At 26.9% G+C, this 12,685-nt stretch carries 12 protein-coding genes; 6 read left to right on the top strand and 6 right to left on the bottom strand.

The window, feature by feature from the left end:
* Positions 1–136: 136 nt before the first annotated feature.
* From RI76_RS00720 to RI76_RS00700, 5 genes are all read left to right on the top strand, one after another.
* A complete protein-coding gene (locus RI76_RS00720) occupies positions 137–2,041 on the top strand; it encodes a DEAD/DEAH box helicase (RefSeq protein WP_017192212.1) in 1,905 nt (634 codons plus the stop codon).
* Entirely contained in the window at positions 2,038–3,060 is a 1,023-nt protein-coding gene (plsX, locus tag RI76_RS00715) for a phosphate acyltransferase PlsX (protein ID WP_017192211.1), read from the top strand. Before RI76_RS00720 ends, plsX begins: the two co-directional genes overlap by 4 nt.
* Positions 3,061–3,079: 19 nt before the next feature.
* A complete protein-coding gene (gene rnc / locus RI76_RS00710; protein WP_017192210.1) occupies positions 3,080–3,766 on the top strand; it encodes a ribonuclease III in 687 nt (228 codons plus the stop codon).
* Positions 3,759–4,376 carry a DnaD domain protein gene (locus tag RI76_RS00705; protein ID WP_017192209.1) on the top strand — a complete coding sequence of 206 codons (618 nt, stop codon included), beginning with the start codon at positions 3,759–3,761 and terminating at the stop codon, positions 4,374–4,376. Before rnc ends, RI76_RS00705 begins: the two co-directional genes overlap by 8 nt.
* Before the next feature lie 103 nt (positions 4,377–4,479).
* A complete protein-coding gene (locus RI76_RS00700; protein ID WP_017192208.1) occupies positions 4,480–5,007 on the top strand; it encodes a hypothetical protein in 528 nt (175 codons plus the stop codon).
* 66 nt (positions 5,008–5,073) lie between these two features.
* Here RI76_RS00700 and RI76_RS00695 read toward each other — a convergent pair whose 3' ends face one another.
* From RI76_RS00695 to dnaX, 6 genes are all read right to left on the bottom strand, one after another.
* A complete protein-coding gene (locus tag RI76_RS00695) occupies positions 5,074–6,705 on the bottom strand; it encodes a CTP synthase (protein ID WP_017192207.1) in 1,632 nt (543 codons plus the stop codon).
* 32 nt (positions 6,706–6,737) lie between these two features.
* Positions 6,738–7,628 (bottom strand): phosphatidylserine decarboxylase, encoded by an 891-nt coding sequence (locus RI76_RS00690; RefSeq protein WP_017192206.1) that lies wholly within the window; start codon positions 7,626–7,628, stop codon positions 6,738–6,740.
* A 77-nt stretch (positions 7,629–7,705) separates the two neighbouring features.
* Positions 7,706–8,347, bottom strand: coding sequence for a CDP-alcohol phosphatidyltransferase family protein (locus RI76_RS00685; RefSeq protein ID WP_017192205.1), 642 nt, complete (start codon positions 8,345–8,347; stop codon positions 7,706–7,708).
* 82 nt (positions 8,348–8,429) lie between these two features.
* On the bottom strand, positions 8,430–8,969 hold the full coding sequence (gene rpoE / locus RI76_RS00680; protein WP_017192204.1) for a DNA-directed RNA polymerase subunit delta: 540 nt from the start codon (positions 8,967–8,969) through the stop codon (positions 8,430–8,432).
* Positions 8,970–9,020: 51 nt separating this feature from the next.
* A complete protein-coding gene (locus tag RI76_RS00675) occupies positions 9,021–9,317 on the bottom strand; it encodes a YbaB/EbfC family nucleoid-associated protein (protein ID WP_017192203.1) in 297 nt (98 codons plus the stop codon).
* A 12-nt stretch (positions 9,318–9,329) separates the two neighbouring features.
* Positions 9,330–11,069 (bottom strand): DNA polymerase III subunit gamma/tau, encoded by a 1,740-nt coding sequence (dnaX, locus tag RI76_RS00670; RefSeq protein WP_017192202.1) that lies wholly within the window; start codon positions 11,067–11,069, stop codon positions 9,330–9,332.
* A gap of 535 nt (positions 11,070–11,604) precedes the next feature.
* Between dnaX and RI76_RS00665 the strand changes: the two genes are divergently transcribed.
* Positions 11,605–12,591, top strand: coding sequence for a hypothetical protein (locus RI76_RS00665; RefSeq protein ID WP_017192201.1), 987 nt, complete (start codon positions 11,605–11,607; stop codon positions 12,589–12,591).
* The last annotated feature ends 94 nt before the right edge of the window (positions 12,592–12,685 follow it).

Here is a 12,685-nt window from a genome sequence, read left to right as displayed (position 1 = left end):
ATAATTTTTTAATGTTATTAAAATAGTTTTAATTACTTAATGTTAATTAGTTAAAAGATATCGTCATATTAGCAATTTTTATCCAACAAAGAAATAATCAAAATAAGATTTAAGGTGTATTTGAGGTTTTTCCAAAATGAATTCTAACTTAAACCAAATGTTTGTAAAATCTAATTTATACCCTAAATTAATTCAAAATAATATCAACACTTTAAAAGAATTGATTTTTTATAAACCTAAAAAATATCAAAATTTCCTTTTATCTAATATGAACCAAGCGATAGATAAAGAAATAATTAATGTTATAGGAAAAATTGTTAGCGAACCTATTTTATCTAAAGACAATTCTGATAAAAAAAGACTTAATTTTCAAATCTTAATCCATGATGATGTAGTTTTCGATGTTGTTCTTTTTAATAAATTTTATTTAGCAAATTTCTTAAAGATAAATAAAAATGTTTTTATTAAAGGTAAATGTAATTTATATAATAAAAGCATTACTGCTTCGTTAATTTCTTTTGATTTAAAAAACAAAAATAAAATAAAGCCTGTGTATGGTATTAAAAATATTACTGATCATTCTATCACCACTTTTTTAAAAAATATTTTTAACAAACCGCAATTAAAAATCAAAGAAAATTTAAGTCCTCTTTTTTTAAAAAAATACAATTTAATTGACAGAAAAGAAGCTTTAATGAATCTTCATTTGCCCAAAAGCCAACAATTACTTCATAAAACTTTAAAACGTTTTAAGCATGAAGAAGCCTTAAATATAGCACAAAAATTATTTGAAGAAAAAAAGAAACTTCCTTTTAAAAAACCTTTAAATTATGGTAATCATTATATTAAAACAATGATGCAAAAAATCCCTTTTTCTTTAACTGATAACCAAAAAAAAATAGTCAAAGATATTTACGGCGATTTAAAACAAAATTATCCTACTAAAAGGTTAATTCAAGGCGATGTTGGTTCAGGAAAAACTATTACTGTTTTTTTAGCCGCTATTGCAGCCATTAGCGCCAAAAAACAAGTTTTAATGATGGCTCCAACAGAAATTTTAGCTAAACAACATTATTTAAATTTTACTAAATTATTTCCCGAAATTAAGACTATTTTTATCACTTCTAAAAGTAAACAGAAAAAAACTTTACAAAAAGCTATTTATAATAATGAATATCAAATGGTTATTGGTACTCATTTGCTGGCGAATACAGAATTTCATGATTTAGGGTTGATTATCATTGATGAGACTCATAAGTTCGGGACTGATGTGAAAGATAAAACTTCTTTTCAAAATCTTCAAGCAGATGTTTTATATTTAACAGCGACCCCAATTCCTAAAACTTTAGCGGTCATGTATTTTGGTTTATTAAAAACTTCTTTATTAACGGAAACTCCTTATGCTAAAAAAAATATTATTACCGAAAGATTCCCTTTCGAAAAAATCGTTCCTTTATTAAGAGACAATCAAGCTAAAAACGAACAAACTTATATAGTAGTTCCGGCTATTAAACAAAATGCTAAAAAATTCAACATTGAAACCATAACTTCTTTTTTAGAAGAAGAAAAAATTCAACATCTTTATGTTTTACATGGTCAAAAAAATAACAAAAAACAAGAAGAAATTATGGCGGGTTTTGTGAAAAATCCTCAAGGAATCTTATTAGCTACTACTATTATTGAAGTAGGAATTGATGTTCCTAACGCAACAACCATTGTTATTTTAGGAGCCGATCATTTTGGTTTAAGTCAATTACACCAATTAAGAGGAAGAGTAGGGCGAAATGAAAAACAAAATTATTGTTTTTTAGTCCCTGAAAATCCAGCAGATAACCAACGTTTAAATATTTTAGAACAAGAAAGTAATGGTTTTCAATTAAGCGAATTTGATTTAAAAAATAGAGGTCCTGGTGATTTTGTAGGTAAAAAACAAAGTGGTTATTTAAAATATCATTTTTTAAATGTAGCGACAGATTTTAAAATTATTTCTCAAGTACAAAAAGATTTTGAAAATTTAGAAAATAAAAAGAGGTTATTATGATTAAAATAGCAGTCGACGCTATGGGAGGCGATTTCGCTCCTGATTCTATTATAAAAGGTAGTTTAAAAGCGTTATCCGAAGAAAGAGATTTGTATCTTTATTTATATGGCGATAAACCGCAAATTCAAAAATTTTTACAAAAACATATTTCTTCTGAATTGCCTGAAACTTTACAAGAAAGATTGAGCATTATCCACACGCCTCATTATTTAGATATGGGTGTTAAAAACATGAGAGAAGAAATTAGAGATAATTCGCAACATTCTATGTTTTTAGCTTTGCAAGCGGCTAAAAATAATAAAGTAGATGGTGTTGTTTCTGCCGGACCTACACAAGCTTTAATTTTAGCCAGTTATTTAATTATCGGCACTATTCCACCTATGAAAAGAATCGCTTTAGCTATCATTTTCCCTTCTTTAGATGGTAGAACAAGAATTTTATTAGACGCTGGAGCTAATATCGAAATTAAAGCTGAAAATCTGTTATTATTCGCTATCGCTGCTTCTATTGTGGCTCAAGAATTATTCCATATCGAAACTCCCATTGTTAAAATGTTAAATATCGGTTCGGAACTGAATAAAGGGAGAATTTTAGAAATGGAGACTTTTGATTTATTAGAAAAAACTCCTCATGTTGTATTTAAAGGGAACGAAGAACCGCAAAATATTTTATACTCTGAGGCGGATATTTTATTAAGTGACGGTTTCACCTCCAATATGATTGTTAAAACATATAAAGGCGTTTTTGGCACCTTAATGAAAAACATAAAAAACGTTTTAACAGAAAATTGGTTCAAAAAAATTATTAGTAAATTACTTTTTCAAAAAAAACTTCAAAACATTAAAAAAAAATTAGATAGCAAAGAAATTGGAGGAGCGATGATTTTAGGTTTAAACAAAATTGTTGTTAAAGCTCAAGGCAACTCCGATTATTATTCTTTTTATAATGCTATTTTAAAAGCGAAAAAATTAATAGAAAAAGATTTTTTAACAAAACTTTCTCAAAAAATAAAAAATTGAGATCACATAAGGAAACATTATGTCTATTAAACAGTTATTTAAAAGATTAAATATCAAACCCACAAATATTTCTTTATACATTAACGCTTTAACTCATAGTTCGTACGCTAATGAGAATAACGCCCAACACAATAATAACGAAAGATTAGAGTTTTTAGGCGATTCGATCATTAATTTCTTCATGGCTAGTTATTTATATAAAAAAAATAAAGACGATGAAGGAGTCATGACCAAAAAAAGATCTCAAGCAGTTTGTGTAGATTCTTTATTGATTTACGCTGAAGAAATTCAATTAAAAAAATATATTTATTTAGGCAAAGGAGAGAAAAAAAGATCCGTTCATAATTATTCTATTGTAGCAGATGCTTTTGAGGCTTTATTTGGCGCTATTTATTTAGATTTAGGTTTTGAACAAGCGCAAAAAACCTTTTATCACGTTGTTTTGCCTTGTTTAAATAAAATCATTAATATTATTGATTTTAAAACTCAACTACAAGAATTAGTCCAAACAAGAAAACAAAATATTACTTATAAAATCATTTCTGAAAAAGGTTTAGCTCACGAAAAGGAATTTGTGTCAGAAGTATATTTAGGTAAAGAATGGTTAGGAAAAGGCAATGGTAAAACCAAAAAAGCGGCCGAACAACAAGCTGCTAAAAAGGCTTTGACCAAGGTTTCTAAAGGAGGTATTTTAAAAAATGATTAAAATGTTATACGAAGAAGGTTTTTTAAATATAGAAAAAATTTTAATCCGTGAATTTAAAAAACTCCATTTAGAAATACAAGAATTAAGTGTTTTACTTTTTTTATTTGATTCTTATGAAAAAAAAATCTTTTCGTCCTCTTTTTTAGCTAAACAAGCGAACCTTTCTAAAAACGAACTAGAATCTATTTTAGAAAGATTAAGACAAAAAAATTTTTTTTCCATCCTACAAGATAAAAAAGATAATAAGATTATAGAAATCTTTAATTTAGATAATACTTTTGTTAAAATACAACAATTATATAAAGAGCAAGAAGCTAAAAGAACTGAAAAAAAACAAAAACACAATATTTCTAAAACTATTGAAAATTTAGAAACTTTAAAAGGCAGACTTTTAACTGGAAACGAATTAGAAATAGTGAAAAGTTGGTATTTAGAACAAAATTATACCCACGAAAATATTACCCAAATAATCGTTCAAGCTGGTTTAAATAAAAAAGATTCTCTCAATTATATTGAAAGAATTTTAAGCCAAACAAATCATGTAAAAATCAAAAATGACGATCAAGCGGATCAAATACTACATAAAATTTTTAAACAAATTAAAAAATAATGCATTATTATAACTTTATATAAAAAAATATGTTATAATTAAAATCGGTATTGGATCTTTATTGAAGATTTAATAATGAAAAAAAAGGAGATAATAAAATATTATGGCAGCAATGGATAAGCAAAATAAACAAAGTTATTTAAAAACTAAAAACGGCAAAATAGTTCTTGGTGTTGTTAGTGCAGTTGTAGTGCTTTTAACGGCAGTTGGTGTTTGGTTCTTAATGAAAAATTCACCTTCTAAAGCAGTTAAAAACTTAGACAGCAATTTAATATCTAAATGGGAAACTGTTTACACAGAAGCAATAAGCAAAGCGAAACAAGAAAATAGCGCTGATAAAAAAGTAGCAGCATTGAAAAAAGTTGTTACAACGTTAAAAACATATTGCAAAGATATGGAATATTTAACTAACGAAGAAAAAAACAAAAAACCTGAAGATACAGCTAAAAAAGCAGCTTACGAGGCAGCTCAAAAAGCAGCTAAAACAGTTAAAGATGCATTAGATGCAACTGATAATATTACTGGTAAAGACGATGCAGCAGTAACAGCTCTTAGCGACGCTTTAGACAAAGTTAAAAAAGACATATGTCAAACAGTAGTTACTCAATCTAAAACAGCTTACGGATTGTAATAATTTTTAAAAAAATTAATATTTTTTGAATACACAATAAAAAAAGTTCCTTTATTGGAACTTTTTTTATTGTGTATTTTTATTTGTATTGTATTTAATAGCAAAATTAATAAAATCTTTAAATAAAGGATGTGGCTTCAGAGGACGAGATAAAAATTCTGGATGAAATTGAACCCCTACAAACCAAAAGTGATTTTTTAATTCCACTATTTCAGGGACTTTTTCTTCTTGATTAAAACCAGAAACATTGAAATAAGGATCTTTATCAAAAAGAGGAAGATATTCTAAATTCATTTCGTAGCGATGACGATGCCTTTCGTTAATCACTTCTTGTTGATAAATGGCATAACTTCTACTATCTTTTTTTAATTCCGAAGGATAAAGACCTAACCTTAAAGAACCACCTAATTGTGTATTATATATTTTTTGAGTAATAACGGGATAAGGTGTTTTAGAATCTACTTCTGAGGAATTGGCTTGTTCTAATTTTAAAACATTACGAGCGTATTCTATCACCGCTATTTGCATGCCAAAACAAATGCCGAAAAAAGGGATATCGTTTTCACGAGCGTATTTAACGGCTTTAATTTTCCCTTCAACCGCTCTAAAACCAAAACCACCAGGCACTAGAATACCATCACAAGCATTTAACTGTTTTTGGATATTATCATTAGTTAAATATTCCGCATCAATCCATTTAATTTCAACTTTCACATCATGAGCGTATGAAGCATGTTTCAAAGACTCTTCGATAGATAAATAAGCATCATGCGAATCAATGTATTTCCCTACTAAACCAATAGTGATTGTGCGTTTTAAATGTTCTATTTTATGGATCAATTGTTTCCACTGAGATAAATCAGAAGTAGGAACATTTTTAATTTGGAAATGATCTAAAATAAAATCATCTATTTTTTGTTCGTGTAAATTAAGAATAATTTTATATAAAATATCAACATCTGTGTTATCAAAAATAGCGTTTTCTTGAACATCGCATAAAATAGATATTTTTTGCTTCATTTCTGGAGTGATTATTTTTTCACTTCTTAAAATTAAAATTTGTGGTTGTATTCCTAAAGATCTTAATTCTTTCACGCTGTGTTGAGTAGGTTTAGTTTTCGTTTCATTGGAAGATTTTAAATAAGGAATTAAAGTATTGTGTAAATAAAGGACATTATGGAAGCCTAAATCATAACGCATTTGTCTAATAGATTCTAAAAAAGGTAAAGACTCAATATCGCCAACAGTTCCACCTATTTCAATGATAATAATATCATAATCAGCGTTTGGAGCGATAGTTAAAACTCTATGCTTAATTTCGTTAGTAATGTGAGGAATGACTTGAATAGTTTTACCTAAATATTGCCCTTTTCTTTCTTTATTAATTACAGATTGGTATATTTGTCCTGTAGTGACGTTAGATTCTCTTGATAAGTTTTCATCTAAAAACCTTTCATAATGACCTAAATCTAAATCTGTTTCAGCTCCATCATTAGTAACAAAAACTTCCCCATGTTGATTAGGGCTCATAGTGCCTGAATCAACGTTAATGTAAGGATCAAATTTTTTCACAAACACTTTTAAACCGCGTTGTTTTAAAATTTGACCAATAGACGAAGTGATAATGCCCTTGCCTAAACCAGAAACTACTCCACCCGTCACGAAAATAAATTTAGGTTGTTTTTTATTTTTATTCATCTTTTTTCCTTTTTCCTATGGGAGAAAAACAATTAGATCACATCCAACATTTTCTCTATTTTATGTCCAATTGTTTCACCGATATTAATTTGGGTTTCAGCGTTATTTCTCGTATTGTTTAAAATATCTTGATCAAAAGCAACTTTATTCGGTTTAATCAATAAAACTACGGTAGAACCGCCAAAAGAAAAAAAACCTTTTTCTTGGCCTTTAACAAACTTACTGATTTCATGATTGTTGATTTTACCCACCATCATAGCGCCGACTTCTATTTGAACTACTTGACCAAAATTATGAGTATATAAAATATTATATTCTCTAGTATTTTCTTGTAGAACGTTAAATTGTTTAAAAGCTATAGGGTTCACTGTATGAAATTTACCCTTGATTTTAACCGTTTTTAGACCTAATAAACCATCATCTATAAAAATATAACGATGATAATCGTTAGCTTTTAACCTAAACATCACTAATTGACCATCTAAATATTCTGAAGCCAATTTATCATCTTTTAATAAATCACTTAAATGATAATTAACATTTTTAATAGTGTATACGCTATTATGATAAATAGGAAAAATACTAACTAGCCCTTCACAAGGGCTAATGAAAGTTGTTTCCTTTCTATCAAAAGACAGATGTTTATATTTTCGCGTAAAAAAATCATTATAAGAACGAAATTTTTTCTTTTCGAATAAATCCAAATCTATATTATATTCTTTGATTGTTTTAGAGATGTGAATTTTAGACAAAAAGGTTTTAAAATATAAACTAGCTAAATAATTCACAAATTTGGAAACAAGAATTTTTAAAAACAGTCTTTTCCAAAAGTTCTTTTCAATATTAGAATACAAAAATGTTTGTTGTTTGCTAGTAATCTTGTCCTCTAAAACATTCCCTTTTTTATCAACTATTTTTTTCATATAAACGACCTTTAATCATTTTTTGAGACACATTTCTAAGTATAACAAAATCAAAATCAACGTTAAAAATAACGCACTTAAAAAGAAATATAAAATATTTTTTGTTTTTTAAATTTAATTTTATCATAAACAAATAAAAAAGAAAATAACATGAGGAAAAAGAGATATATTAAAGGTGATAAACACCAATGAATATCCTTAAAATCTTTCCACAATTTACCTAATTGTAAGTAAATTAAAATTAAAAAAGGGAACAGAACTGAGGAACAAGTAACCGGAACGCCGATAAAAACTTTAGAATTTAATTCTTTATTTTCCTCCGTTAAAACGTTAAAATAAGCTAATCTAATTAAAGCTGCTAAAACGTATAAACTACCAAAAAAGATAAAAGCGAATGTTAAAGGTTTATAAAAAGTAGATTCCGAAGGAACCGCTTGTTTCAATAAAGAATAACCTATCGCTACTGGCAAAACGCCGAAACTAACTAAATCAGCCAAAGAATCAATTTGTACACCATATCTTTTTTCCAAAAGAGAACGGTTTTTTTTACTACGACTAACTATGCCATCAAAAATATCGCAAATTCCTGATATTAACAAAAAAACAGAAGCTAAGCCGATTTTTTTTTCTATAAAAACAACTAAACTGACGCCAATAAAGCCGCTTAGTAAATTTAAATAAGTTAAATATACAGTATAATCGTATATACCTAAGAACATTTTTTTAACTCCGCTTACTTGATAATACAACTTGTTGTTTTTTGTATTAATATTTTTTTAAATTATCATATGGGGAAATATTTTATTTATCGTATAAATAATCATATTCATCATTGATATCGTCTTCTTTGTCATCATCATCGCTCACAGAATTTAAATCCACTTGAGGTTTTTTGATATCATTATCTAAATGTTCTTCTGAATCAATATCTAACGCTTCTTCTACTTCTTCTTCGTGCTCATCGCTATCTTCATCATGAATATCATTATTTTTAGGTTTTAAAGTAAAATCTTCAAAATCTAAAATTTTATGATCGATATCTGTTTGTTCTTCATCATCTTTATCGTCTTTTTCAGCATAATACTCTTTATCCCATAAATGTAGATTGTCCGTTTTAACGCACCAAAGATCTTGACCATTAAAAACAAAAAGACCGCTTAAAACAATATCTAAATATAGTTGAGAAACTTTCTCCACATCAGTGAAATCTAATTGCTTAATTTGGAAAACTTGTTCCATTAATTGATAAATAGGTATAGATGTTTTATTTTGTTGTAAAATTTGATAAGAAATATCAACCATTGAATTATTAGGGTCGATTAGGTTCTTTTCGTCCTTCATTATAAATTGTTGTCCTCTTTCTAAGAAAATGATTAAAAGATAATAAAATTATCAAAAAGTGAATTCTAAATTTTCAGAAGCTTTATTAATGACTTCTCTTGAAGCATCTTCTACTTGTTTTAAAACTTCGTTAAAAGATAATAAAATGCTTTCTTGCAGAATATCTAAATTTTCAAGAGCTTGGGTGTTTTTAATACGAACATCAACAACTTGTTTAGTTCCTTGCATCACTATTATAACATCTCCTATTGTAGCAATAAATTCTTTGGATTCTAATGTTTTTTGCTCTTTTTGAATAGTTTCTTGCATTTTTCTTAATTTATCAAACATATTAGTATTAATATTCATTTTCACTCCTTATTATATCTTAATTTTTACTTTATCAAAACCAAAATATTCTCTGGCTAGTTTAATTAGTTCTAGTTCATTTTGTTCTATTTTGACAAAGGAGTTTTGTTCATAAAAACTATTGTCTAAATGAGATAAATCAAAATCCATCAGATTATTAGTTGTTTGATATTTATCATAAGCCACTTTGATCACTTCATCCCAATGTTTTGGCAAAATAACAAAATAATCATTAATAATAGTTTTTTTAGAGTTAAAAAGTTTCTTAATGTTTTTTTTCACATTAACATTTAATAAATTCTTATAATTATTCATATCCGAACAAGCTAGCAGCATTTCTTTGTTACGTCCAATCATCAACAATTTAGCTTCGGATAAAACTTTGGCAGAGACTTCTAACTCTAAATTGTCAGAATAAGTTTTTAAATTAGCCCATCTTTTGTTTAAAAGAGTGGTTATTTTATCATCTGGATTAAGCAGAATTTTTTTAATATGTTTTATTAAATTATTTTCTAATTCTATCGTTTCTTCTGAAACAATTGCCTTTTTGTTAGCCAGATAAGATTTTTTAGATTCTTTTTTAGCGTAAGGAAGGCCGTTATTAGAATATGAAGTATTATTGTTCCGATTATTATTGTTCACCACTGTATTAGTGTTTTTGACAGCGATAGAAGTCTTTTTGATAATTATATTTTTGTCAAAAAACAGATTATGTATTTTAATGAAGTTTAAAATTAAAGAATTTTTTTTAGTAGGGAAATGGATAATATTTTGTTTTAAAGTTAACAAGATTTCAAAAAATTCATTCCTTTTAGAATTGGTTAACAAACGGAATAAATTTGTATTTTCTTGAGGATTAGTCACATGTTCTAATAATAATTTTTGAAAAAAATCAATTAAATCATCTAAAAACGGTAAAATTTGCACATTAGGTTTCAAAATTAATTCTAAAAAAGCGATCATTTGGTTGATGTCTGGTTGAACCAAAGATTCGACTAATTGGTTGATTTTAATTTCTGAAATAACTCCTAACATTTTTTCAACATCTTTTTTTTCAATCAAGTTAGTTTTATAAGAACTGATTTTATCTAATAAATTTAAAGCATCTCGCACGCTTCCGTCTGAATAAGCTGCTATAGTGGTTAAAGCTTCATCAGTAATTAAAATTTTTTCTTCCTCCACAATAGGGTTTAATTTAGTTTTAATTTCTTCATCGGTCAAATTCGGTAAATGAAAATGTTGAGTTCGGGAAAGAATGGTTTTAGGAATTTTAGCTAATTCACTAGTTATTAAAACTAAAACAACGTTCAATGGGGGTTCTTCCAATAACTTCAATAAAGCGTTAAAAGCATTGCTAGATAAGACATGAACTTCATCAATAATATAAACTTTATATTTTAATAAATGAGGTTTATATTGAACTGTGTCTTTTAATTCTCTAATTTCATCTACACCATTATAAGAAGCACCATCAATTTCAATCACATCTAAATTTGCTTTTTGGTGGACCACTAAACAAGATTCACATTCATTACAACAATCTTGTCCTTGAGGATTTTGACAGTTAACGGCTTTAGCTAAAATTTTAGCCAAAGTGGTTTTACCTACACCCTTATTGCCGCTTAACAAATAACAATGATGAATTTTTTGCAATTTGATAGCGTTTTTTAAAGTTTTAATAACAACTTCTTGACCTACCATCCCATAAAAATTTTTAGGCCTATGTTTGCGATATAAAGCTAAATAAGACATACAAAAATAAATCCTTTTTCTTATAAATTCATTCTTTTACATTATATTCTTCCAAGAGGTTTTATGGAAGGGAGACGCCTAAAAATTTAACTAAATAAAGAATAAAAAAATTTTTATTTGACTACAAATAAAATCACGTCTTAATATTTTACCATATGAAAAGCCTTTTTTTCTAATGCGGTGCGTCTTTTTCTTCATTTTTCTGTTTCTCAAATTTTTTTACCGAGAAAAAGAGCAATTTAAAAAAAGAAAAAATTTCTTTTAAGGCTTTTTAGAAAGTCTAAAATGTGGTTTTTTTACCTTTTTACAAAGAGGCCTTTTTTCAGTTCAAAACGGAATAAAAAGTTTAAATTTTGCCGAAATTAGGTTGATTTAATGAACCAAACAAACGCTAAATATCGCACAAATATTTAAATTTTCCTAATTTAAATATGATAAAATTACTTATGTAATGAATAAATATTTTATTCATTTATTATAAAATGAAGATGTATTTTAATAAATCTAATAGAAAGGGTTTTTAAATAAAATACAAATGTTTTCGCAAAATAAAAATTATTTATCTAAATTTTTACAATTAACAGGGATTTTGTCAGTTTTCCTATTGATATTCTTCTCTCATAATAAGGTGTTTGGGGTTGACACAAAAACTCAGCTTATCAAAGAGCAGATTTTAGAAATAAAAAATAAAGACCAACAAAAAGCTGATATCAAAGCCAAAGCTGAGGCTTTATTACAAGAAATATCAACTTTTGAAACAGAAATCCAAAAAATCTTTACTACTGCCAATATAGAAAAGTTAAAACAACTTTTTGAAGAAATGCCTTTCGATAGTTTATCAACCGAAATAAATAATAAATTATCGACAAAAAACATTACGCCAGCTGATGATAAAACTATTTTGGAAAATATGCAACAATTGGTGAAAAACATAAAAGATCAAAAACAGAAGTATTTAAATGATGCTTTAGTTTTATCCAAAGTAGGTGAAAAAACTTTGGAAGAAGTTAAAACGGCGTTTCACAACATAATGAAACAAACTGAATTATTAGAAACCAATATGAAAAGTTTAGAAACTAAAAAAACAGAATTGAAGGGTGATGCTAATAAATTAAGTGATACCAATATCAATAATTTAAGAAATAAAATAAATGATCTTTTTACTAAAAGTCATTCTTCTAAATTGGAAGTTAAAAAAACGCAATTAACCAAAATTGAAACAGATTATAAAAAACTAAAAGAAGATGAAACATCCGAAACAAGCGATCAAAAAACCGATGAAACAACTGTTCAAAACAGCAACAAAGGTTCTGAAACTACTAAGGAAAAAGACGTTAAAAAGGAAGATGAAACATCCGAAACAGCTGCCACAACGAAAAAAAGCACTACAAAAGATGATGATAAAGAAAAAAGCATCAACGCTTTCCAAATTATAATTATAGGTGTTTTTGTCGCTATAATGATTTCAGCGATTATTTTTTTGATTTTACAACAAATTAAAAAACCTCAATCTAAAAGATAATAGGTTTCTTAAAAATAATAAACTTCTTTAATAAAAAAACATCTTTATATCTAAATAAAGATGTTTTTTCTTTTAAACGATAATAATATATAAT

This window comes from Milkweed yellows phytoplasma str. MW1 (genome assembly GCF_000309485.1).
Taxonomy (GTDB): domain Bacteria; phylum Bacillota_I; class Bacilli_A; order Acholeplasmatales; family Acholeplasmataceae; genus Phytoplasma.
This window is presented reverse-complemented; position numbering and strand designations above follow the sequence as displayed.